At 42.2% G+C, this 22,606-nt stretch carries 23 protein-coding genes; 3 read left to right on the top strand and 20 right to left on the bottom strand.

The genetic code is table 11. The annotated features are described in order from the left end of the window. Positions 1-12: 12 nt before the first annotated feature. The 3 genes from pyrH to BMW61_RS09410 are packed head-to-tail and all read right to left on the bottom strand — an operon-like array spanning position 13 to position 2,753. On the bottom strand, positions 13-705 hold the full coding sequence (pyrH, locus tag BMW61_RS09400; protein WP_022763083.1) for a UMP kinase: 693 nt from the start codon (positions 703-705) through the stop codon (positions 13-15). Continuing rightward, positions 705-1,685, bottom strand: a complete 981-nt coding sequence (locus BMW61_RS09405; RefSeq protein ID WP_242876682.1) for a polymer-forming cytoskeletal protein — start codon at positions 1,683-1,685, stop codon at positions 705-707. The genes pyrH and BMW61_RS09405 overlap by 1 nt, the downstream gene beginning before the upstream one ends. 18 nt (positions 1,686-1,703) lie before the next feature. Continuing rightward, positions 1,704-2,753, bottom strand: coding sequence for a polysaccharide deacetylase family protein (locus BMW61_RS09410; protein WP_091821270.1), 1,050 nt, complete (start codon positions 2,751-2,753; stop codon positions 1,704-1,706). 331 nt (positions 2,754-3,084) lie between these two features. On the opposite strand from BMW61_RS09410, the gene BMW61_RS09415 reads away from it, so the two are divergent. Then, positions 3,085-3,735 (top strand): hypothetical protein, encoded by a 651-nt coding sequence (locus tag BMW61_RS09415; RefSeq protein ID WP_091821272.1) that lies wholly within the window; start codon positions 3,085-3,087, stop codon positions 3,733-3,735. 18 nt (positions 3,736-3,753) lie between these two features. On the opposite strand, the gene truA is transcribed toward BMW61_RS09415, so the two are convergent. The 11 genes from truA to BMW61_RS09470 all read right to left on the bottom strand — a co-directional run bounded on the left by truA (position 3,754) and on the right by BMW61_RS09470 (position 13,682). Continuing rightward, the gene (truA, locus tag BMW61_RS09420; protein WP_091821275.1) at positions 3,754-4,506 is read right to left on the bottom strand and encodes a tRNA pseudouridine(38-40) synthase TruA; all 753 of its coding nucleotides are present in this window, start codon (positions 4,504-4,506) and stop codon (positions 3,754-3,756) included. Then, positions 4,506-5,111: a bifunctional phosphoserine phosphatase/homoserine phosphotransferase ThrH gene (gene thrH / locus BMW61_RS09425; protein WP_026498081.1), complete on the bottom strand. Its 606-nt coding sequence runs from the start codon at positions 5,109-5,111 to the stop codon at positions 4,506-4,508. Before thrH ends, truA begins: the two co-directional genes overlap by 1 nt. A gap of 102 nt (positions 5,112-5,213) precedes the next feature. Then, positions 5,214-6,956: a putative bifunctional diguanylate cyclase/phosphodiesterase gene (locus tag BMW61_RS09430; protein WP_091821278.1), complete on the bottom strand. Its 1,743-nt coding sequence runs from the start codon at positions 6,954-6,956 to the stop codon at positions 5,214-5,216. Between the two features lie 114 nt (positions 6,957-7,070). Then, complete coding sequence (locus BMW61_RS09435) at positions 7,071-8,255, bottom strand: aldo/keto reductase (RefSeq protein ID WP_091821281.1); 1,185 nt, start codon at positions 8,253-8,255, stop codon at positions 7,071-7,073. Positions 8,256-8,296: 41 nt separating this feature from the next. Further along, complete coding sequence (locus tag BMW61_RS09440) at positions 8,297-8,839, bottom strand: glutathione peroxidase (protein WP_022763075.1); 543 nt, start codon at positions 8,837-8,839, stop codon at positions 8,297-8,299. Positions 8,840-8,953: 114 nt separating this feature from the next. Continuing rightward, positions 8,954-9,652 carry a DNA alkylation repair protein gene (locus BMW61_RS09445; protein WP_091821284.1) on the bottom strand — a complete coding sequence of 233 codons (699 nt, stop codon included), beginning with the start codon at positions 9,650-9,652 and terminating at the stop codon, positions 8,954-8,956. 23 nt (positions 9,653-9,675) lie between these two features. Next, entirely contained in the window at positions 9,676-10,797 is a 1,122-nt protein-coding gene (locus tag BMW61_RS09450; RefSeq protein ID WP_091821287.1) for a DUF362 domain-containing protein, read from the bottom strand. 38 nt (positions 10,798-10,835) lie between these two features. Further along, positions 10,836-11,600 carry a class I SAM-dependent methyltransferase gene (locus BMW61_RS09455; RefSeq protein WP_022763072.1) on the bottom strand — a complete coding sequence of 255 codons (765 nt, stop codon included), beginning with the start codon at positions 11,598-11,600 and terminating at the stop codon, positions 10,836-10,838. 71 nt (positions 11,601-11,671) lie between these two features. Then, positions 11,672-12,418 carry an aminoglycoside adenylyltransferase domain-containing protein gene (locus BMW61_RS09460; RefSeq protein ID WP_091821290.1) on the bottom strand — a complete coding sequence of 249 codons (747 nt, stop codon included), beginning with the start codon at positions 12,416-12,418 and terminating at the stop codon, positions 11,672-11,674. A gap of 55 nt (positions 12,419-12,473) precedes the next feature. Continuing rightward, positions 12,474-13,055: a phosphotransferase gene (locus BMW61_RS09465; protein WP_091821293.1), complete on the bottom strand. Its 582-nt coding sequence runs from the start codon at positions 13,053-13,055 to the stop codon at positions 12,474-12,476. 24 nt (positions 13,056-13,079) lie between these two features. Further along, positions 13,080-13,682 (bottom strand): rhomboid family intramembrane serine protease, encoded by a 603-nt coding sequence (locus BMW61_RS09470; protein ID WP_091821296.1) that lies wholly within the window; start codon positions 13,680-13,682, stop codon positions 13,080-13,082. Positions 13,683-13,877: 195 nt separating this feature from the next. Here BMW61_RS09470 and BMW61_RS09475 point away from each other — a divergent pair, with 195 nt between their 5' ends. Beyond that, positions 13,878-14,639 (top strand): helix-turn-helix domain-containing protein, encoded by a 762-nt coding sequence (locus BMW61_RS09475; RefSeq protein WP_091821299.1) that lies wholly within the window; start codon positions 13,878-13,880, stop codon positions 14,637-14,639. 75 nt (positions 14,640-14,714) lie between these two features. Here the strand turns inward: BMW61_RS09475 and BMW61_RS09480 are convergent, their stop codons facing one another. The 5 genes from BMW61_RS09480 to BMW61_RS09500 all read right to left on the bottom strand — a co-directional run bounded on the left by BMW61_RS09480 (position 14,715) and on the right by BMW61_RS09500 (position 19,576). Further along, positions 14,715-14,939 (bottom strand): polysaccharide deacetylase family protein, encoded by a 225-nt coding sequence (locus BMW61_RS09480; RefSeq protein WP_175475153.1) that lies wholly within the window; start codon positions 14,937-14,939, stop codon positions 14,715-14,717. A 100-nt stretch (positions 14,940-15,039) separates the two neighbouring features. Further along, positions 15,040-16,197: a helix-turn-helix domain-containing protein gene (locus tag BMW61_RS09485; protein WP_026498075.1), complete on the bottom strand. Its 1,158-nt coding sequence runs from the start codon at positions 16,195-16,197 to the stop codon at positions 15,040-15,042. Positions 16,198-16,340: 143 nt separating this feature from the next. Further along, a complete protein-coding gene (locus tag BMW61_RS09490; protein WP_049944874.1) occupies positions 16,341-17,099 on the bottom strand; it encodes a hypothetical protein in 759 nt (252 codons plus the stop codon). Between the two features lie 800 nt (positions 17,100-17,899). Then, on the bottom strand, positions 17,900-19,153 hold the full coding sequence (gene rlmD, locus BMW61_RS09495) for a 23S rRNA (uracil(1939)-C(5))-methyltransferase RlmD (protein ID WP_091821306.1): 1,254 nt from the start codon (positions 19,151-19,153) through the stop codon (positions 17,900-17,902). A 105-nt stretch (positions 19,154-19,258) separates the two neighbouring features. Next, complete coding sequence (locus BMW61_RS09500; protein ID WP_022762850.1) at positions 19,259-19,576, bottom strand: hypothetical protein; 318 nt, start codon at positions 19,574-19,576, stop codon at positions 19,259-19,261. A 249-nt stretch (positions 19,577-19,825) separates the two neighbouring features. On the opposite strand from BMW61_RS09500, the gene fliD reads away from it, so the two are divergent. Continuing rightward, a complete protein-coding gene (gene fliD / locus BMW61_RS09505; protein ID WP_022762851.1) occupies positions 19,826-20,620 on the top strand; it encodes a flagellar filament capping protein FliD in 795 nt (264 codons plus the stop codon). Between the two features lie 102 nt (positions 20,621-20,722). On the opposite strand, the gene BMW61_RS09510 is transcribed toward fliD, so the two are convergent. Next, positions 20,723-22,015 (bottom strand): glycoside hydrolase family 3 N-terminal domain-containing protein, encoded by a 1,293-nt coding sequence (locus tag BMW61_RS09510; protein ID WP_049946116.1) that lies wholly within the window; start codon positions 22,013-22,015, stop codon positions 20,723-20,725. Between the last annotated feature and the right edge of the window lie 591 nt (positions 22,016-22,606).

Here is a 22,606-nt window from a genome sequence, read left to right on the forward strand (position 1 = left end):
CGGATTATTTTTTTATGCGGTAACAGTGGTTCCGTTGAAGTTGCCACTTGCTGCCTTTATTATACTATTTTCTTCCTGAAGAGCGAATACTCTCATAGGAATATGATTCTCTTTAACCATGATGGACGCTGTCATATCAACAACCTGCAGATTCTGTGCAACCACATCGTCAATGCTTATTGTGTCATAGCGCTTAGCGTTCGGATTGGTAGCAGGATCGCTGTCATATACTCCATCGATAGCCTTGGCAAGAAGGATAACGTCTGCCTCGATCTCGATAGCTCTGAGAGTTGATCCCGTATCTGTTGAGAAATAGGGATGTCCTGTGCCGCCGGCAAAGAATACAACCATTCCCTTTGAAAAATATTTATTTGCTCTGTCCTTCGAGAAAAGCTTGGTAAATGAACCACATTCAAAAGGTGTGAGAATGTTTGTCATCATACCTACGCTTCTGAAAATCTCGGACACATAAATGCAGTTCATGATTGTAGCAAGCATGCCGATCTGATCTGCTTTTACGCGGTCGATGTTCTCGCTTGTGCGTCCTCTCCAGAAATTACCGCCTCCGATGACGATACCTACTTCAACTCCGTCATCTACAAGCTTTTTAACCTGGAGTGCTACTCCGCGAACTGTCTCTTCATGAAAGCCGGTTTTGTTAGGTCCGGCAAGTGCTTCACCACTAAGTTTTAAAAGTATTCTCATTATTTCTGTCCCTTAAGTCCATCAAAGAATGCGGAAGGATTAACCTCAGCATAAGACTGAGAGCAGTTACCTTCGATAACGGCACCGTTGTTGATCTGTACTGACTGAGACTTGATGTTACCCATAACGATTGCAGTAGTATCAAGAACTACAGGACCGGGAACATCGATGTCACCCTTTACAGCACCTGCGATAACAGCGCTTGTAGCATAGATGTTACCGATAACTACTGTACTCTGTCCGATCTTAACGCTTCCGTTACTTCTAACTTCACCTGTGATTCTGGCTGCCTCTGCATAGATCTCTGCTGCCTTGGAATCACCCTCAACCTCACCTGTAACGTTGAGCTTACCGAGACAGGTTACGTTACCTGTAATCTTACCAACAAGGTCAAGTGAGCCTGTTGTCTCAAGATTACCAACTATTTTCATACCCTCTGTAATGCTGGCTACTTCATCTGTAGGTGTCTGCTGCTGAATGTCCATTGATCCAAATCCCCCATTATTATAATTTGTTGTCTTTCTCTCCTGGTATACAGGCATCTCCTCTGTCTTCTCCTTTGCAATTGACTCAATTGCACTAAGTGAAGCTGAAAGATCTGCTACTGTATCCTCCTCTTCCTCCTCGATTGTGCTGAGGTCCTCAATAACATCCTCAGGCTCCTCGAAAATTTCTTCCTCTGCTTCAGGCTCCTGTGGAATCACAACCTCTGCTACAGTCTCTTCCTCGGTCTCGATGACCGCTTCAGAAGACTCTTCTGACTCACCCTCGTCGAGCTTAATATCGTCAAGGTGATCAAGCATATCGTTCAGATCCTTCTTAACCTCTGCCTCTGTCTTGGTCTTAGCTGTTTCAACTTCTTCTGAAGCAGCTTCCTTTTCCGCAGTTGCATCCAGGATCTTAGCTTCCTCACCTTCCTCAGGCATTATTGTCTTTGCAGCCTGAGAGAGATCACTTTTCAGCTCTGAAAAAAATCCCATTTCTCTTTCCTCCGTTCCTTACTGAGAATTGCTGATATGTTGAACCGGTAACGTATCATCTGTTATCGGAACTATCACTGTGTTATCAAGCGCCTGAACCTGTTCGATAATTTCAGGCAGCGCCTCCACTGTCGCGGGCTTATCCGCCGCATCATGAAGCAGTATTATCGCTTCATGGAATTTAGGCACCCCGGTCATAACGTTGGCAACTATCACATCTTTATTGATGCCGCTGTCATCACTGCTGGCCACATTCCAGTCAAAATATGTAATGTGCTCAAGGTCAAGATAATTTATCAATTGATCCATCGGAGCCCTGCTCACGGTATTGGAGCTTCCTCCGGGGAATCTGTAATACTCTGACCAGACACCTGTTATCTCATATAAATATGTTTGCAGTTTATGTAAATCAGCCGAAAAGCTTTCGAGTGATTCGTACAACTCACTGTATTTATGGCTGTATGAATGCATCCCCAGTGTATGACCGCCCGCTGCTATGCGCCTGTAAAGCTTCTCGTTCTCTTCACCCTCCTTACCGGTTACAAAAAACGTCGCCTTAACCCCATAGCTGTCAAGAATATCAAGTATCTGATTTGTTGATGAACTGGGCCCGTCATCAAAGGTTATATAAACTCTTCTTATGCCGTCCCATTCCTCCTGCTCTCCATCCGGCGCCTCATCGGATGATTCATCCTCTGTGGACTTAACATCCTCACCGGCAACTCCGCTACTGATCTCAGGATCAACCGCCGGAGTGTCATCCTCTGTCTCATCCGTCTCCTGTACTGCTATATCTGCTGTCTCATCTTCAGAAGCATCTGCGTCAGGATTATCAGGATCTCCGCCGGCAAGCGTCTCCTCCCCGAAATGCTCCTCGTACCAGCTAAGTTCAGATTTCGCCTTATCAAGCATCTTATTGGTACGAATATTTTTGATCACAAGGAAAATGCAAAAACCGGTGGGAATGAGGCATGAAGCTGCAATGGATACGAGAATCAGTCTTCTTAAAAAACGGATTCTCCGGGAACGATCCGTGCTCTGTCCGTGACCCCCCGTATTTGTTGCCATAATAATTACCACATTTCCAACTTGCTGTTATGTCTAAAAGGCAGCCGGGCCACGCAAAAAAACTTCTTCCACAGCCTCCCATGCTACCTACATAGCCAAACAAGATTATATCATATTTTAAAGGGTACAAAAAGAGAAAAATGCACTTAGATTTCATGCCTTAAGTCCTGTCCTGTGTTTCTGTTGTCAAGTGGAAAAAAGTACTAAAGATAAGGCAAAAATTTTGTAAGCCGAAAAGCCCCCAGTATATAGATTTTTTAGATTTCCTTTATGGTGGATTTATTATCGTTTGCTATTCTAATTACACCAAAGAAACAGGAGGAAAAGGGGTATGAGGAAAATCTACGGAATTATTATCACAATCGCTGTTTTTATCAGCATTTTCGCAAATTCTTCATTTACAATTACGGCAGCCAGCGGACAGGGTTTGACAGACGGTCTGCAGATCAACGGCGAGTATCTTATCATGGACTCCGATAATCTGCACAGTGAATATGTTGTGATAGCAACAAACAAATCCGGAAAAGATCTGTCGGTAGTTGCAAAATTCTTTGCTGTCGGAGGAAACGGAAATCCGATAAAAACCGTATACGACAGTGCTTCGGCAATCAAAAACGGCCAATCCTTTATTCTCTATGGACAGTTCAAAAACTCAGAATTAAAGGACGTTGCAAGCTATTCCTATACTCTTATGACCGGCATCACAGAAGATTGCAAATATGACTCTGTCAATGTTGATGTGGAATCACAGGAAGGTGTGCTTGAAGTAACCGGTACAAACTACTCCTCCGAGGATACCAGTCTTGTAAATGTAAGAACCATATTTTTCAAGGATGGTTCCCCTGTTGCCTTCGATCACGTGAATCTCGGTGACAGCGCTTACTCCTTAAGAAGCGGCAGTTCCAACACCCAGGAACTCGGTCAGCTCCACCCCGAGTATGATAATTATCTCATTACATATTCAGTAGCCAGTGATATGTAAATTGGCGGGCGTCCTATCTCAATAATCAACCTTCATGAGACATAAGCCCTGCGGCGGTGCCGTGGGGCCTGCTTTTTGTCTGTCGCAGGCTTCTATGATATCCTTCATCTCCTCAGGTTTTATGTTGCCATAGCCAACCTCAAGAAGAGTTCCTGTCATTATTCTGACCATGTTTTGTAAAAAGCCGTTTCCATGGAAATACAACCTTATCTGAGGGCCGCTCTCCTCGATTTTGATATTGTCTATGCATCTTACCGTGGACTTTTTCATCTTGGTATTCCCGCAAAAGCTCTTAAAATCATGCGTTCCGATTATATATTCGGCCGCTTTTTTCATAAGCTCCACATCTGGTTTGTTCTCAAGAACAGTGACATACTTCCTGTCGAATACCGGCTTGGAATTACCAAAATAACAGGTGTATCTGTAAGTCTTCCCCAGGGCGTTATATCTGCTGTGAAACCTCTCAGCGCAAGCTCTGACATCATTGATGCTGATATCCTCCGGAAGATACTGATTCATATAGTTCTGAATCTCCTCTTCCGTAAGATCCGTATCAAGCATAGCATTAGCCGTCATAGCCCTGGCATGAACTCCGGCATCTGTTCGTCCGGCACCTATTACCTGAACTGATTCTCCCTCCGGGAGTCCCACCATTCTGGTAAGCACTGCTTCGAGCTTGCCCTGGATGGTCATATCTTTATTTGGTTGTCTCTCCCAGCCAAAGAACCTGGTTCCGTCATAGCTGAGTGTAAATTTATAATTTCTTTTCATTAAGCCTTGAGTTGTTCCTTAATTGCTCCGAGCAGTTCGTCGTAGGTCTCGAATGCAGGGAACTGAGGATAATCCTTCTTAATCTGATCTGTTGTTCTGAAAAGGAAGCCTGCCTTGCTGGCCTCGATCATTCCAAGGTCGTTAAAGCTGTCTCCGCTTGCGATAGTTTCGAATCCTATGCTCTGAAGAGCCTTGACAGTTGTGAGTTTACCCTTTTCGCAGCGCATCTTATAATTCGTGATTTCGCCGTTATCCGCAACTTCAAGACTGTTGCAGAAAATTGTAGGCCATCCCAGTTTTTTCATAAGAGGTGTTGCAAACTGTGTGAATGTATCGCTAAGAATAATAACCTGTGTTATAGATCTGAGTTCATCAAGAAACTCTTTTGCACCCGGCAGGGGATCGATTGTAGCAATAGTGTCCTGAATCTCCTTAAGTCCAAGTCCGTGCTCTTTAAGAATTCCGATTCTCCACTTCATGAGCTTGTCGTAATCAGGTTCGTCTCTTGTGGTTCTCTTAAGTTCGGGAATTCCTGATGCTTCAGCAAAAGCAATCCATATCTCAGGAACCAAAACACCTTCCAAATCCAAACAGGTAACGTACATTTTTTCATCCTCCTCGTACTATTGTGCCTTCCCCCTAGGGGAAGGCGTTATTGTTAAGTAGTTTACCATATATTTTGAAAAAATGAATATAAAATCAGCATTTTATCTGCATTTTTCCCATGTCATTCCCTGGAAAGTCGTATGTTTTCTGCTTTCTTCCATGGGCTGCGGTTTTCCGAAATGATAGCCCTGCGCCTTATCACAACCGATTGTTTTTAAAAACTCAAAGTGTTCTTCTGTCTCCACGCCCTCTGTCAAAGTGACATGCCCGAGGCTGTGTGCGGCCTGGATAATAAAGCCTAGTACGGTTCCGGCCTTTGGGTTCCTGTCATACTGCCTTAAGAAGGCAAGGTCAAGTTTTAGCGTATCAAACTTGTAGTCAAGAATCGTGGTCAGGGAAGAATAGCCGCTTCCGAAATCATCAATCCACACCTGATAGCCAAGCTCCCTGAAGTGATCGATTTCTCTTTTTATAAGCGCATCATCCTCCATGAGGGCACTCTCGGTAACTTCAATATCCAGCATATTTACCGGCATTTTTACGTCATTTCTGTATTTTTCAATCTCATCAATGACATTGCAGAGGTTGAAATCAAGCCTTGAAAGGTTTATGGAAACAGGAACAATCATCTCGCCTCTGTCCCTGAGGTCGGCATAGTCCTCGCAGACCTTTTTTACCATAAACATATCAAGCTTATGAATCTGTCTGTGTTCCTCGAGAATTTCAATAAAGCCTCCCGGCGAAATCAATCCCTTCTCGGGATCTTTCCATCTTGCAAGAGCCTCATAACCGCAGATTTCTCCGGTTCTGGTACGAATCACAGGCTGATAGAACACCTTGATATTCTCATTCTCCACAGCATCATCGATATTATCGAGGACAAACTGCTGCATCTGAAGCTTGGAATGAATATCCTCGTTATAAAAAGCATATGGTATGTCATATCTTTTCTTGATATTCTTGCACGCAAGCCTTGCATGGTCACAGGCAAGGCCGATATCGTTGCAGTCCTGTTCAACCTTATAGATGCCTGCCTTTATCTCAAGCTTTGCACCCGGAACAAGTTTGGCCACATCATCGTGAATCTTAAGTACCGTTGATTCAACATCTCTTGAAAAGGTACATACCACGAAATGATCCTCGGAAAATCTCGCAACCATGCGCTCCAAAAAAGAGTGCCACAGAAGTCTTGCAATATCGTACAAGAGCTCGTCACCCTTCTGGAATCCGTATTTTTCATTAAAAAGCTTGAAATGATTAAGATCGAAATAAATGACGGTTATTCCCTGTCTTCTGATTTCCATATCCGTCATTTTTTCCTGAACAACCTGATAGAAGTGCGCCTGATTCCACATGCCGGTAAGAGAATCCATCTCCTGATTCATCTCAAGAACCTGTGACTCGGCGTAGCTGTTCTTATTATTGTTGTAATATTCGTTCTGATCTATATCCACTATGTAGACATAGTAATAGCTCACCCCGCCCTCAGCGTGGACAAGGTGACCAAAATCCTCTACATATCTGAGTTTTCCGCTCTTGGTCTGTATTCGATAACGCACGTAATCGTGTCGCATGGCACCAAAAACGGTCTGCTTGCTTATGGCTCCCTGGGTTGCTCCGTAGTCCTCAGAATAGACCATTCCACTAAAACACCCGCCGGTAAGATTCATGAAATCGTCCAGCGAATCGCATTCGTAGAGCTTTACTATATTTTCATCCGCGAAAACTATTTTCCCCGGATCCTCGGCATTGTATATGAAAAATCCGGCCGGTACTCCCTGGGGAATACCTCCGTCTTTAATCTTTACAGCTTTACTTCTTGTTCTTTTCTTAACTTCAGTCATCCGCTACCCCCTCATAAAAAACGCTAAGTATGGCATTTCAAAACCCATACCGCCATTTAAATTGTAGCCTATGCGGAATGATAAAAGAATTAACTTGAAATAAAAAAACAATAATTATTTTCTGTAAAGAAACTTACTTGCAGCCCATATCGCAATCTTGTAAGGAAGCGGTCTAAGCGCTTTGTCGGCGTTCTTAAGCTCCTCTATTATGTGTATGTGCTGAGGACAGTGACTCTCACATTTTCCACAGCCGATGCACTGAGTGGGAAGCGCCGGCTTCTTCTGCAATCCTATGGTCTGCATATACTCCCATCTACCGGAATTCTTATTTTCGGTGTACATCGTGTTATAGCATCTGAAAGCAGTGGGAATGTCCACTCCTCTGGGGCAGGGCATACAGTAGCCGCAGCCCGTGCAGCCAACCTTCATTGACTCATTGATACTGTTCTTTATCTGTTCGATAAGAGCAAAATCCTTTTCGGTAAAATCGCCCACTTCCGCATCCGATGCCACGCGGCAGTTTTCATCAACCATTTCAAGGCTGTTCATTCCGGAAAGGATACAGGTTACCTGAGGCTGATCCCAAAGCCACCTGAATGCCAGTTCCGGCGCGGTTCTGTGTTTTTCATCTTCGGCGATGAGTCTCTTGGCTTTCTCGGGAAGGAGATTAACCAGTTTTCCTCCGCGAAGAGGTTCCATGATGATAACCGGAATTTCCTTCTCTCCTGCTGCCTCAATGCCCTTTCTTCCCGCCTGTGATACCTCATCAAGGTAGTTGTACTGAATCTGGCAGAAGTCCCAGTCATAGGCATTTAAGATTTCTATGAACATATCGGAATTGCCATGGAATGAGAAACCGATGTTTCTTATCTCACCCGAAGCCTTCTTTTCGGCAATCCAGTCCTCAATTCCCAGCCTCTTTAGTTTCTCCCAAGCTTCAATATCAGTGAGCATGTGCATTAAATAATAGTCGATATAATTCGTACGAAGCCTGGAAAGCTGCTCTTTGAAATATTTATCTATAGCTTCCCTACTGGCTATAAGATATTGCGGCAGCTTTGTCGCTATATTGATTTTATCCCTGATATTATTTTTCTCAAAAATCTCACCTATAGCTGCTTCACTTCCGGAATAGATATAGGCAGTATCATAGTAGTTAACACCCTGCTCAAAGGCTCTCATTATCTGATCGTTCGCCTTTTGCATGTCGATACCGCCGGTTGCATTTTTCTGAAAACGCATGCATCCGAATCCGAGAGCTGAGATTTCTTCCCCATTTCGGTTTTTCCTATACTTCATAGTCACCTTCTCCTCCCATATTGCAAAAAGGGGTCGTACTATTAAATGAGCTTCTCAACGCATGCTGCGACGTTTTCCATCTTCTCAGTGGGCTCGAAGCGTGCAACAACCTCACCGTTTCTGTCTACTACGAACTTTGTGAAGTTCCATTTGATGTCAGGATTGTTCTTGTAATCCTTATCAATCTTCTTAAGCATTACGCCCATTGCAAGTGCTGCGGGGCCTTTGCCAAAGCCTTCAAAACCCTTCTGCTCCTTGAGATACTTAAAGAGCGGAAGCTGATTCTCTCCGTTGACATCAGACTTCTTCATCTGAGGGAACTTTGTGTTGTAATGAAGCTGGCAGAACTCGTGAATCTCATCGTCTGTTCCGGGTGTCTGGCCTGCAAACTGATTGCAGGGAACATCTACAACTTCAAAGCCCTGATCGTGGAACTTCTCATACATATCCTCGATATCCTTGTAGTGAGGTGTAAAACCGCATCCGGTAGCTGTGTTTACAACAAGAACAACTTTCCCCTTAAAGTTCTCCATTGAAATCTCTTCGCCCTGTGCGTTAGTTACTGAAAAATCATAAAATCCCATGGTATAAACCTCCATAAATAAAAACTGTTGCGTTGATAGCAATAAATCATCGTCTTAATTTAACGCTATTATATTGCACGCAATCTATATTGTCAAGAGTTTTATTTTCAAATGCTATTTTGTCCGGATTTTCAAGCTTTTCAGGTATTCCTTCTGCTCAGGTGTAATCCGATAGCTTTCGACCGATTTCTGTATTGCTTTATTGTGAGTCCAGGGCTCGAGACGTTTATCTTCTATAAACGGAAGTATCGCATCATACTGTTTCGCAAGGGCTGTTGCAAAATACCATGCGGTCATCATATTGACGTAGTACTCGTCAGACCTGATTTTAGCTACCATTTCCGGATATGATATATCAAAATCGTCATCCAGGAAATGTTGCATGAGCATACCGGTCCCGAATCTTATGGTGTAGGTTTTGTCTGAAGAAATCCATTTTTTTATGTAAGAAAGAAGCTCTGTCTTATTTTTCTTAAAGACCTTTGGTGACATCTGATCACAGGTTGCCCAGTTATCAACATAGGGAAGAAATCTTTCCACCTCCTCTATACATTTTCCATAATCCTTTATCTCGGATATCACGAAGGCATGTATCTGATCCTCGTCAAAATATTTGTGAGGAAGGTCAGTCAAAAAATCCGCTATGTCCTCTTTTTTAGAAAGCTGCTTCGCATACTTCCTTAAGTCCGGTGTCCGGACACCGATCATTACTTCGGTGTCCTTTCCGGGAATCAGTTTTACCTGAAAATCGCGATATTTTTCGTCCTGCAATTTAAAGAGTTCTTCTCTTATCTCTTCTGTAATTTTGCTCATGTTTCCCCCAGTGAACGATCTGCTTAAACTCTTATCAACTCGTACTCTCTTGTACCAAGTCCAATCTTTTCTCCATGCTCAAGCGTCTCTTTCCACTTAACATTGGGATTGGAATCAAGGAAGTGATCGTGGTGATGATGCCATCCCTCCTGTGCAAGGTGATCGCCAAGCTGGCTGTTTCTTATAGGCTCTGCCTGCTGGCAAAGATCAGCGCAGGCCTGGTCAAGCGCCACCGGATCGTAGGATGCCAGCATTCCGATATTGGGAAGAATCGGCGCATCATTTTCACCATGGCAATCGCAGTTTGGCGAAACATCCATGATAAGCGAGATGTGGAAGCAGGGCTTTCCGTTGCAGATAGCTGCCGTGTATTCAGCCATCTTCGAACATAGGGATTCAAGAGCCGTTCCACTCTGATTCGATATGGCATCAAAAGCGCAGGCACCAATGCAGCGTCCGCAGCCTTTACAAAGGTCCTGATTTATTACGGCTTTGCCGGTTTCATATGAGATTGCATCAGAACCGCATTCCTTAGCGCACTGCTTACAGCTTCTGCAAAGGTCGGGATGCACTATAGGCTTGCCATCGTTATGCTGAACCATTTTTCCTGCGCGGCTCCCGCCGCCCATACCGATGTTCTTGATAGCTCCGCCAAAGCCTGTCATCTCATGACCCTTGAAGTGCGAAAGCGAGATAATAATATCCGCATCGTAAAGAGCTCTTCCGATATATGCTTCCTTGCAGTACTCTCCGTTCGGCACCGGAACTGTAGCTTCATCAGTGCCCTTGAGGCCGTCTGCGATGATAACATAGCATCCGGTTGTCACACTGTTAAAGCCGTTGACCTCTGCATTGTACAGATGATCAACCGCGTTCTTGCGGCTTCCGGGATACAGTGTATTACAGTCTGTCAGGAACGGCTTACCTCCAAGTTCCTTGATGACATCTGCAACCGCCTTCACATAGTTTGGTCTTAAATATGAAAAGTTGCCAAGCTCTCCGAAATGCATCTTGATTGCAACAAATTTTCCTTCAAAATCAATATCACCGATTCCTGCCTTTCGGATCAGTTTTTGAAGCTTTACGCCCTGGCTCTGATCCAGTTTTGTTCTAAAATCCGTGAAATAAACCTTTGCCTTGCCCATAAAGAAACCTCCTGACATATAATATCTATTTTTCCCTGTTAAATATTATAACGTTTCCTTGTCATATATAAAACATATGTGTCATCAAAAACAACCCTATTTCCGGCTTCAATAACCGCGCTCCTTATTCCTTCATAAAATTTTGTCTTGTAGGGCTCCGGAAGCACTATGTGGTCGCAGTGAGTTCCGCAAAAGGCTACATATTCGTCTGCTGTAAACACGCGCTGTCCATAAAACTCTCGCTTTTCAAAATTCGCATAGCCGTAATTCACCGCATTCTCGCAGCGAAACGAACCATGTGTATACTCCGTTTCCGGTTTGAAATACTCATCGTAAACCTTTTGAATATTGCTATACAGTTCTTCATTTGAGGTCTTGTAATCAGATTTTGTAAGCATCATTGCCAGGATTCCGCCGGGCTTTAACAGATCAAAAGTTTTTGAAAAAGCTATCTGCTCCGGAATCCATTGGATAGTTGCTGCAGAGTATATGAGATCATATTTTTCATCTGTGAAATCATGGGTAATGAAGTCATCATTTACGATATGGAAATTCTCATACTGTCCAAACTTCTCTTTCATCTTCTGATAAAGATGTTCACCGAGTTCTATGGCATGATAGTCACATCCTGTCTTCAAAACAGGTTCCGTCGCCTGACCGGTTCCGGGGCCAAGCTCCAGAACTGACTTCCCTGGGCCAATCTCTGCATAGCTTATCAAATAATCAAACAGTTCCTGGCTATACCTTGGACGGTACTTATCAAACTGCTCAGGTATAGTATCAAATACTTTTCTGAATTCCATCTCCGGTCTCCTTTCTCCACTCCGGTTATTCCCTTAGAATTGTGTCTTCTCTCTGAAACGAACTACTTTTTTCAGTTCTGTATTTCACGTAACATATATTCCGCATATCGCTTTGCGAGAGCATGATCGTAAGCGGTTTTCGCGGCATCAGCATATTCACACATAGCCGCTCTAATAAGTGTATGATACTCTTCGGGAACGTTATCAAGAGCCCATTCCCCGCCTTCCTTTTTGGAGAGAATCAGTTCTTCTTTCCTGTATGCCAACACTCTTGCTAGATTAAGAGTAGTGTACATCGTGCTATCTATGATGTCCTCCTGTGCTTCAGCTATATCTTCCCATATCGAGTCCAGATAATCAGCCTTAGGAACAGGTTCAAAAACGTCTTCTATAGGTAGTCCGAGCAGGCACTTACCTCGTTTACTGATTATAGTAAAATGAGCCGCTAAGTCCTTGTCTGATCCCTTCATCTTCAGGATATAATCTTTCGGATTGTCCCTATACCATCCTTTGTGCATTTCTGAAAAATGAAGTTCAAAGGGCGTAGGATAAACAAAGGGCTTGCACACATTTTTCGTTACAATGCTCATCTCAATGCCCTTAGCAGGACCTTCCTCATTAACTTCCACGACCATATCCATGAATCTTCGCTTTACGTCATCCTGCACAGGTTCATTCACGACCACAATCAGGTCCAGATCACTCTTTTCAGGGTTAAAACATCCCATCACGGCTGAACCGTGTAAATAAATGCCTGTCAAATTATCTTGTAAAATCTCCCGCGATTTCCTGACAAATTTGTATAATAGTTCCTTCATACCATTCCTTTCTCTGGCGCAGGAAGTTCACCTAGCACCGCACAGATATCCTTCTCTATGGAGTACAGATACCTGATTCTGCCAATTGTAGTGAAAGCTCAAGGCAAGATGCGATGCTGCATTCTTTTTCTTTAGCCTTTTTCAAATATCTTCTAAAATCTATTTCTGAAAGTTCTGGATCAGATTCCTCATCATTTTTCGGATCAATAGCATGTATTTTTCCAAGTATCTCCCCAGCTTTATTACACTGCTCTTCTGAAATATTGTTCCAGTCTGTTATTTGGCCTTCCTGCCATTTAAAGATGTAAAAATATCTACCATCTGCTTTCAGCATCTTTTTGCCTTTAAAAGATAAAGCCGGAACTATCGGAATGTCATTGTCCTCAAGGATAGCTTCCAAAGCTTCCGCCCTTCCATAATTATCAAAGACTCCCGGCCTCTTCATAATTTCCGGATTCAGGCACTTTACCGCATAGGTTCCCTTATCAGTCTGAACCTTAAACATTTTGTGCATTAGGCCGCCGGATACCGGAAAAATATCGCCAATCACCCTGCCTAACGCATATCCTTTCTGAGAATAATTCGTAAACAGATCTGTAATAGCCAAATGATTCTCTGAACATTGTTCTTCTGTCATTGTTTATCCCCTTTAAACTTGAAATTACGCATTTCTCTTTTTCTTTACAACAAATCCCAATAATAATCCCACACAAAATCCTGTTAAATGAACAACAAATGTTCCTAACCCAAGGAAATTAGATAGAATCATATAGAATAGCAGGTAACGATTCCCACATAATTCCTTATATTCATGCAGTAACGAACTATCCCTGATAAACCACATAGCCATCAATCCAAGAAAACAAAATATAGCCGGAGATGCGCCATACATGTATCCATTCGGAAATATCAACAAAAAAACTGCTCCCGAAACAAATAGTCCGACATGATATATAAGACAAATGAATGGCTTACTCAATTTTTTCTCAATATATAAACCCACATACCATAGTGCATAAACATTGGCTGCCAGATGCCATACAGTTGGATGCAAATATCCGTTAGTAACTAATCTATAAAGCTCCCGTTTATTAAAAAGAGTCTCCTTCGATGCTCCCAATAAATCTACAAGTTTTCCGCCACCGGTTAAAACAATCATAATCAAATTGTATTTTCGTGATAGTCCCAAGTTGACCAGGAAAACTGCCACAAAAATTATACTTATCACTGCTGCAAAACTGTTTTTACAAATCTTACTCATCATCCAATGTTCATCATGCTTCTGTCTGCCGGCAAACTTTTTGTTCTTATAATATCATGCTAAATCTTGTATCTCTACGGTTAGTAGAGCACAATGTAGCGCCAGGGTATAGTCACTTTCCTTTGCGTAGGGTTACAATGATAATGTATCTGCTTTACGCTATAGTTGTAACCGAAAACCTGTGGATAGGAGGCATTTATGCTCGATCAGACGAAAACCGGAATGTTCATATGCGATTTACGGAAAGAAAAAGGTCTTACCCAGAAACAACTTGCTGATGAAATTGGCGTTAGCGACAAAACGGTTTCAAAATGGGAAAATGGCCGCGGAATGCCCGACACTTCAATCATGCCTGATTTGTGCAGAGTTCTGGAGATAAATATCAACGAACTATTATCCGGCGAGCACCTGACCACAGAGAATTATAACGGAAAGGCGGAAGACAATATGGTTCAACTTATTAAAGATAGTGAAAATGAAAAGAAAAGGGAAAAAGGCCGAGTTATCGGGACTGTTATAGGGCTCATTCTTCTGGTAATGTTTCTATATATTATAGTCATAATATCAGGCGGTGTCGGTCAGGTGATATGGTTTATTGATGCACCTTCTCTGTTTGCTGTTCTTGGTATTCAGCTTATAGGTCTTGCGGCATCAGGACAGTTTTACAATTTCTTCAGAGGCATTAAACTTACATTCGCACACAAGTCAGTTTCTTCGGAAGAACTTCCGGCATTGGCACAAAGATCTGCAGATGCTATAGGTTTGGGAATAAAGATTACAATTCTTGCAGGCGCAATCTCAAGTCTCATTGGTTTTGTTCTTACTATGCAGAATCTCTCCGTCCCTGAAGCCATAGGCCCCACTTTGGCAGTATGCGTATTAACGCTATTTTACGCTTGTCTTATTGCGCTATTTTTGTATGTGATCAAAGGACTCCTACATAGATTATGTGAAAACTGATCCAAATAAAGTATCAAAAAGTCCGTTTCATTTTCGCTTGAAACGGACTTTTTTTCATAATCATTTCGTTAACTTTTACTTAAATTTCGGTGCAACAAATTCAACGCCTTTCATAAGGCATTCATCCAGAAACTGTTTGTAATATCCAGGCACCATTTCTTCAGTTTCATCATGATACTGCTCTACATTCTGTCCCCACGCAAACATGATTACCGGTATATTCTTTTCTTCCAGATAATCCACAATTGCAGGCGTATTCCTTGTTGAAAAATCATCCATTGTAAGTAATGCTCTTATCATTGCTATTTCTCCAATAAAAGGCATATGTTTTCCCACCAGAAAACACATGCCTTTATAATAACACAGTCAACATATAATATGTGCGGCGTTTATCACAACGTTAGACTAATTTTTCAAATTCAGAAAATACATCTTCTTTACTCCAGCTTCGAAGTTGGCCAAGCATAAACTGTAATTTACTGTCTATCCACTCTCTGGTATAAATTTCCATATTGCGAGCGGCGGCATTGCCATAAATGCGCACTACTTCTTTTGGTTCCTTCTTATTTATCTCAGAACAGAATTCAACATATTCATCAATTTTCCCTAATAGCTTCTTCCATTCCTCGGCAGCTTTCCCCGGCATATCATTCCTCAAATATGCTGCAACTAAAAACTTATAGGTATCTCGATAATATCCCTGACAATGCGCTTTCATCTTTTCATTTTCCATAAATTTGTCCATGATGGATAATCCCCAAAAACATTTTTCCTCGACTTCATTTAATGGACTGACCCACATCATACTTTCAGCAGTATATAAAATCTGCTTGTTTAAAGCTCTTATGAAGTTTTGATAATTGTCACGGATTTGTCCCTTCCAATTCTCCCTGCCTTCTTCCGTGTCAATGCTTATAAAGTATGGTAGAAGCGTTTCCTTAAGCATATTGTTGCTGATAGAAGGAAGGGCTTCAACATGCTGCATGCCCTTTTCCCATTCACCTGAGTGCCAGCAAAGCCATGCAAGTGAAAAGTGGCATTTATCCACAAGCGCCTTATCTCCTGAGTATCGAATAACCTGCATCGCTCTGTTTTCAGTTCTCCTAATAAGCTGTTTCCATTCCTTACCATCATTCTCCATAAGCCCGGAGTAATAAGAATTATTTGGATTTACATAGCGGCTCATATGCCCAACAGCCTGAACAAAGCTAGTCATAATACCATAATTAAATATATTCTCTTCGCACTGTTGATCCAAATATTGAACTGCATTTAAAGCTCCCTGAGACTGTTCTCCACTATCTCGAAGAGTATTAGCTTTCTGCTCCACTTCCTCTGCAAAATTCACATCATAGATCTCAGTATTAAATCCAAACAATGCATCTGTTGATACGTTTAAAGCCTGTGCCAACGGAACTATCTGAGTAACATCAGGAAGCCCTGACCCGCTCTCCCATTTGCTAACGGCCTGGCTTGTAATGCAAAGAATACCTGCCAGTTCTTCCTGTGTATATCCTAAATCATGACGATATTTTTTTATATTGTTTCCTAGCGACATATGCATTTACCTCTTTTCAGTTTTTTTCAATAGATGCATCTTTGATAACTTCAATTTAGCAGAAACCAAAGAGGATTCCTAACAACTTGTTCTCGGAGAAAATACAACTTAGCGTTGAATCAGAATGTTTTACTGTTATGTATTTATAATATGGCAGCATGTATAAGTTCTTTAACTGTCCTATCCCTTAAAACAAAATTTGATGTTTCATAGGTTACTATCAATCTGTCTCCGGGAATTATTCCATTAGCAATATATGAATCTATTTTTCTAATAGCTTTATCTGCATAATCGGGATCATCCATTCTCCCATCATGTTCCCAGTATACTTCTTTCCCGGTTCTTTTACTAAGCAATGTAAAATCCGGATATATGGTACCATATCCTTTCAGTAACAGTGGACACTCATATTTATACTCAATTCCCATATCATAAAATGTATCCGCCAAAATTTTCTCTGATTTTGATCGTACTCGTTCTCCTTTTTTGCTAAGTATCACCGGAGCCCCTTCAGCAAATCCTTTCCCTTGATATGGAACCTCCTTCCACTTCTGAATTCTCTGCTCGAATGGGGTTTCAACAGGTTCTACCATGTTTTTCCTTATATCACTTTGTGAATTGTATATCTCCAGTAGTTCATCGTCTTTATATTCATTGCAAATGTTTTCCAGTTGCTTTAGTCTTCGGTCAACAATTCTTTTAATTCTCTTGTCATATGCTTTCTGCGCAAGAGGCTTCACTATATTGCTATTTTCTCGCCTTATGTACTCACCCTGCCTTTTACACTTTTCATTCTTGCCTGTACAAAGCATATACTGCGGTCTCTTTCCGCAATTTGTAATTCTTAGAGTTCCTTCCGGTGCTGAAGATAACCTATCTTCTACACATTTCTTTATCTTCATTAGCCGTTTTTGTTCCTCCTTTAGTAATTCTTCCAGTCCTTGCATAAAATATTCCTTTCTTAATCTCAATTATTCTGCTGCATATCGTGAACCAAGCTTTTGCAGCATTATGTTTAGGCTTACTACATCTACCGCAAACTATTATTTTCAGTTTTGTAGCAGCGCATTTCGCCCCATCTTTTCTGTCACAACTCCCATATTGTATTGTTGCGGCAGTTATTTTTTTACTTCCTGTACTGCCACATATCCAAATATTTGTTTTTGTAGCATTTCAATATACATATATGACACTGCCGCATTATGCATATATTTTTATAGTGGCAGTAGCGGCATACTTTTTTAACTACCGCATTTATTAAAAATAAACTTTGTAGCAGTACAGTAATGGTTAATACAACTGCCGCAAACATTCATCACTTATCTTTCAGCAGTGCTATTTCGCCAAAGGTACCCTGTACATATCTCCGGCACAACAGAAAAGGTGCTTAACACCTCAAAATACGATAAAGAAGAATCAAGCAGCTCATATCCTCATAAATAAATGGACTATATTCAATTATCTTTATTATCAAAATGGAAATCAGCAGTGTCTCCGATACGCATCTCACTGCCTTCGTTCAGAATGAGACAGATTATAGCAACAAATTTAAATAAGTGCAAATTAAAAAGAGACATCCCATCACGAAATGTCTCTAATACACTCCTAAACTAAATTATCTCAATTCCCACAACTACTTCGCGTGGAAGTTCCGCTTTCGCCTGCAGGCAGGCGAGAGCGGAACAACGCGTAGTCTCTAGGCTCAGCCTGCGCTTACGCTTCTCTTCGTCAAGAGAACTACTGTCTCACAACTCCTGGTAAACGGGAACATATCAACCGGTATGATTCGCTCCGCTTTGTACCCATTCTTGGTTATGATCTCCAAGTCATTTGCAAGAGAATCGGGGCTGCAGGAAATATATACAACACGGTCGGGGTTCAGCTTAAACATGGAGCCGAGAAAAATCTCGGTTGAACCTGAACGAGGCGGATCCATGAAGACAACATCTGCGTGATCTCCCGCCTCTGCCATCTGCACCATGAACTTGCTGGCGTCATTTTCATATACCGTGATATTCTTAATTTCATTCATTTTTGCATTTAATCTTGCATCACGAACTGCATCCTTGTTGATTTCCACACTGATAACTTCACCGGCCTTCGGACTTGCAATAATACCAATAGTTCCAACGCCGCAGTAGCAGTCAAGGACTGTCTCTTTTCCGGTAAGTCCCGCAAGTTCAACCGCTTTGGAATAAAGCTTCTCTGTCTGAACAGGGTTAACCTGATAGAAGGACTTGGGTGAAATCTTGAATTTCATGCCGCATACGGTATCGTAGATAAAGCCGGGTCCGTAGATTGCCTTCTCTTTATCGCCGAGAATCATGCTTGTATGCTTATCATTGACGTTAATAACAATTGTTGTTATTTCCGGATGTTCTTTCAGCAGCGCCTTCACGAAATTGTTCTTCGAAGGAAGAATCGGCGATGTCAACACAAGAACAACCATTATCTCTCCAGTATTGTGTCCAACTCTTATAAGAACATGTCTGAACAGGCCAAATCCGTTGTCCTCATCATAAGTTTTAATCTTGAAGGACTTGAGCATTCCTCGGATGGTTGCAATAATAGCATCTGCTTTTTCATTCTCAAGATAGCATGCGTCAACAGGGACTACATCATGAGTCCCTTCCTTATATATTCCGGATACAGGATTACCCTTTCTGTCATGAGTGAAAACCGCATGAACTTTACATCTGTAATGCTCCGGATGTTCCATCTCCATGAAGGGCTCAACTTTTCCATATTTTCCGATCAGTTCTTCAACTCTTTTGTGCTTTCTTTTGATCTGCTCCTTGTAGGACACATCGATCATCTGACAGCCGCCGCACTTCTTGGAAACAGGACACTTGCCGGGTGTCCTTTTGACAGAAGGCTTCTTTGCAGCACCGTCTCCCTTGGGAGTCACGCGACTTTTAGTTGTTTCGTTCTTTCTTGGTGTATTATCTTTATTCATTATTTATACCCTCATCCGTCAGCTTCGCTGACACCTTCTCCTTTAATGAGAAAGCATATACCCTCTATAGCCTGAAAAACCTCCGGCTATTCCGGAGGTCTGACATTATTTCTTCTTGGGTTTGTTCTTACTGTTTCTGCCCTTCCTATCGCCAAAATCTCTGATCTTGACATCTTCGAGGCCGGAAACAAGTTCCAACGCGCGTTCAACATCTGCTCTGTTGATGCGGATTGTACACATAATTTTATCCTTATCAGAACCAAACAGACGCTGCAGGAAGCTCTTGTCCTGCCAGTCAATGTAGTAAGAAATACGATTCGCCAGAAAACGCTCTTCTAATATTCTCTTGCTCTCTTTGCTGTAAACTCTGCAAAAAGAAACTTCATTATTAAACACCTGATCATTTTGTATAATAGATGACATAAATCGTTCAAATCCTCTCAATCTATCTGAAATCCACTATATTTTACACTAGCCCAATCATGTTTGTAAATAACACTTCAGAACATTCGCAAAACCGCTTATTTTTACACATTCTTTATAGTGTTAATGGTCTTTTCATTTGAAAAATCAGGGGTATGGGTGTAAAAATAAAGTAGGAGTAGTATACAAACAGCATGGATGCTGTTTTTCCGGGTGTCTATAGCCCCGAAGATCAAAGGAGTGATGTATATGGGAATAAACGTTAACATGGATTATTCCACCCTATTTAGCAGTATGTCCGGTAGCTCTTCATCGACCAACTTCATGTCCGGACTGTCAAGTATGCTTTCCGATTACTCCTCCATCCAAAACGGAAGTTATGGAAAGCTGGTTTCAGCATATTACAAGAAAATAGACAGCGAAAAAGCAGATTCTGCAGATAAAACCGAAAAAGAATCCACGCGACAGACCACCGAGACTGAAAAGTCCAAAGCCGCAGAAAAAAAACAATATTCAGCTATTTCATCCAATGCTAAGGATGTTGCATCAAAACTTGATACTCTGTCCAAGACCGGCGACAACTCTGTTTTCGAAAAGACGTGGCAGACTGTCAAAGATGAGGATGGTGCTGAATCAAAGGTTTATGACTATGACATGTCAAAAATATCAAGTGCTGTTTCAAACTTTGTAAGCAGCTATAATAAGCTTATTGATTCCACCGGAGATATTTCTGATGTAACAACAGATACAAGAGCAAGCTATCTCGGAAAGATTACAAATTCCTATAAGAGTGAACTCTCCTCCATAGGAATCAGTATCAAAGATGATGGCAAGCTCTCGCTCGACAAAGATAAACTTAAAGCTGCAGGAGCAGAAGCCACACAGAATATTTTTACCCAGAAAGCAGGCTTTGGTTATAAAGTATCTCAGGCCGCAACAAGTCTTGAGACCTCCGCTTCAAGAGCCGCTTCAAGTTCTTCAACCTACTCAAAGGCAGGAACCATGAATTCGGATCTATCCTCTATTTTGGATTCCTTTATCTGATGAAATGGTGAACGTTCGCCGAAAGGCGTACTTAAGAATAGCCGCCGCTATCGGCCTTATGGCTGATGCGGCGGCATTTGATTGCTCAAATTTGTAAAAAAATTACTGGCCGGAGGTAATCTCCTCAACACGGTTAGCATATTTCACTCTGTATACTCTGCGAAGAGATTCATTTATTCTCTCCTCACTTATCGTACCATTCTGCACTGCTGCAAGTACTCCCTGATAAGCATCAACGAAATCCGCAGGAAGGAAAATCATATCCGCACCTGCCTGGATGGCTGCTACTGCTGCATCTGCAGAGGAATATCTGTCTGCAAGATCTGAAAGTGAATCGGTAATTATTATTCCGTCAAATCCAAGCTGCCCTCTAAGGAGATCCTGTACAACAACAGAACTGAGGCATGAAGGTGTTTCATCACCTGTGATTCCCATCGAAGGCGCAGTACATACCATAATCATACTTGCACCGGCATCAATTCCTGCTCTGAAGGGACTAAGTGCATCCTGAAGCCCTTCTATGGAATTGCCGCTGTTAATAGTCTCCGGGAAATACTGAAGTCCTGCGGATACACCAAAGGACTGAAGTCCCTCAACCGTCTTGGCAACCATTGCCGATACGTTCTGCGGATCTGTACCGAATGATGTGCCTGAATCAGTCAGGTTGGCATTTACACCAACATTCAGATTAAAGCCGTAGGCATTGAGATAGTCAGCAACTCTTGAAGCTGTATTATAAGCCTCATCGGCATTACCGGAAGCTCCAAGCTCTGTGGGAGACGCCACCGGATCAAGTCCAAGACCATTTGCCACAAGACTCTTCTCTCCGCCAACCTCTGTGGTTGATATGAAAAGCGGATACTTGCTCATTGATGCGGTAGAACTAAGCATATCCTTGATCTGAGCCTCATCCTTAATATTCTTGGTTACATAGAAAAGTCCACCAACTGCATACTGTGAAAGGGCATCCTGTGTTGCTGTCCCGGCCTTAACTACAGCATCCGAGCCTGTAAGCTGCTCGGGTGATACCATAAACAGGCCTGCCACTCTGTCCTCAAGCGGCATCTCGGAAATGCAGGTATCCACAATATTATCAAGCATAGCATCAGTACTCTGAACCTCTGATTCAGTGATATTCTCCTCAGGAGAAGCCACTGCTGCCTGCTCTGCTCCCACCTGCTTAGCTTCAGCCACTGCCTCCTCCACTGAAGCATTATAGTCCTTAACGGCCTTCACGATGCTATTAACGCCAAGAAAGGCGGCCGAAACAACAGAAACACCCAAAACACCGGTTATAACATATGCTGTAACCTGGGCCTTGATCCTGCGTTGTCTCCTAAGCTCTCTGCGAACATCTCTTTCAGAACCGTTACTAATATTCATTTTGTCTTCCATATATCCTCCCCATGGAAAATCCCCTAAAAAACTTAGATTTAGTATATCATACTAAAACCACAATTTCTACCACTTCGGAAGATGTTGGACACAAAATATTGTAGAATTATGTAGAAGGCCACCATAAACGCCAGAGATGGAATTTTGCTTGCAAAATACCTGCGCCGAGCGCAGTTGCCGAAGGCAACAAATTCAATATGCGCTCGTGTGCATAATTCCCTTATTTGTTTTGCGCAGCAAAACGAATAAGGGCGAGTGCATTTCTATCTATGCATTCGCCCTTACTCATGTTCAAATTGTGTTTCGTTGTCCAATGGACTTTCCTCCACTTTCTCAACTCTGCCCGTTCCATTAACCTTTGCACTCGTATGCTGTGACGGATGATACGACGATCATGCTAAACGCCACCATGTCATGTACTAAGACTCGTTGTGATGGAAATTCACTATTGTTTGTGGTGTTAAATAGTTCGGCGGTCTGTACCTTCCTTTCCGAAAAATTTAATAACTAAGAATTAGAGTAAAAACTTAAGTTCCCTTTGGACCGTACCTCCATTTCTTTCAGCACCCTGCTGAATTCTCTGAAAGAAGT

It is taken from the genome of Butyrivibrio sp. ob235, from assembly GCF_900109475.1.
In the GTDB taxonomy this organism is placed as follows: domain Bacteria; phylum Bacillota; class Clostridia; order Lachnospirales; family Lachnospiraceae; genus Butyrivibrio.